This window comes from Collimonas sp. GW821-FHT02H07, from assembly GCF_059421505.1.
Genome location: NZ_JBWKVC010000046.1, coordinates 1 through 1,214, shown reverse-complemented (window position 1 = coordinate 1,214; position 1,214 = coordinate 1). Strand labels below are relative to the sequence as shown.

Annotated in this window: 1 protein-coding gene and 1 pseudogene; both read right to left on the bottom strand. The window is 51.2% G+C overall.

All coding sequences use genetic code 11. The features are described 5' to 3' along the window. A partial coding sequence (locus tag AC07V8_RS25735; protein WP_494721510.1) for an SEL1-like repeat protein occupies positions 1 to 950 on the bottom strand: 950 nt, incomplete at its 3' end. A gap of 9 nt (positions 951 to 959) precedes the next feature. Continuing rightward, positions 960 to 1,214, bottom strand: a pseudogene (locus tag AC07V8_RS25730) (phospholipase D-like domain-containing protein); the annotation flags it as partial.

Sequence of the window (1,214 nt, the reverse complement as noted above, 5' to 3'; positions counted from 1 at the left end):
AGCAGCGACTCTATTTTGCCGTTCCACTGCGGGAGTTTGGCGGGAGGCAGCGGCAGGATGTTGTCGAGGTTGGGGAAGCGTAGATCGGGGTTGTGGTAGAGGGCGTCACCTAGGGCGCTGTAGCGCTCGGAGCGGGCTGTGTCGATAAAATTATTGGTGAGGGGAGACATGCTACCGAAATTTGATGAAAGAGAGTTTGCACAATCCTCACATCCCATTTTGACGCCTTCATGAAAGACTTTCAGTGCGCGAACGTGATTCTTGTCTATTACATTTAATGTCAAACCAAGCTCTAAGGCTGCCTTGCCATAGCCCTGCGCAAAAGCACATTCCAGCATTTCCCGTCCTACTTCCCGGTTCCCCCAGAAGCCTTCTTGTGGGTTGTCATAGGAAGCATCAAGTGCTCTCCCTAAAAACGTCTGCGCACTCGGACTTCCCTTGTCTGCTGCCAATTCCCAAAACGCGTAAGCACGACTAACGTCACCGGTCACACCCGCGCCGTTTTGATGGAAACTGCCCATCAGATCAAAGGCAGCAGGAATACCGAGTTGCATGCCGCGCTCTACCATTTGCACCGCCCGCTCCGGATCTTCCGCGACCTTGTAGGGCGCAAAGCCATCGCCTTCAATCAGTACACCGGCAAGGTTCATCATGGCCTTCCAGTGGTTTTTATCGGCGGCCTTTTGCCACAGTTCTACCGCCTTGGGATAGTCGCGTTGATTCGGCGGTAAATCACGGCTGGTCAGGCGCAGGCCTTCCTGAAACCAGGCGTCTGCTTGCACATCCATCGGTGGCACGTTATTAATTTCGTACTGACAAATAAAATCTTTGCGATGAGGATCGAAGGCTTTCAAAGCCATATTGCGCGGTAAGGTCGGTTTCATAGAGCAGGCATTCAAAGTAAAAGTGGCTAACAAACAGCAGCTAATCAAATAGCGTAAGCGATACATTATTTGTCCTTAACCGTGTCGGAAAGTGATTGCGCGAAGATCGCGGAAGGGTATTAAGAAACCGGTGATCGGTTGGTTGTCTGATATGGCCTTTAAATTGTTTCGCATCAACTCTTGCCAATCCTTAAATGCAGTAGCAATTGCTTTTTCGCTGCCATCTCCTCCATCCGTTCTTTGAAATCCCCCCGCATGCAACCCCCAAACCCGCTTCCGCAATTCCGCAGCCTTGGCCGCATCATCCGTCACCATATTGATCTCGCTATC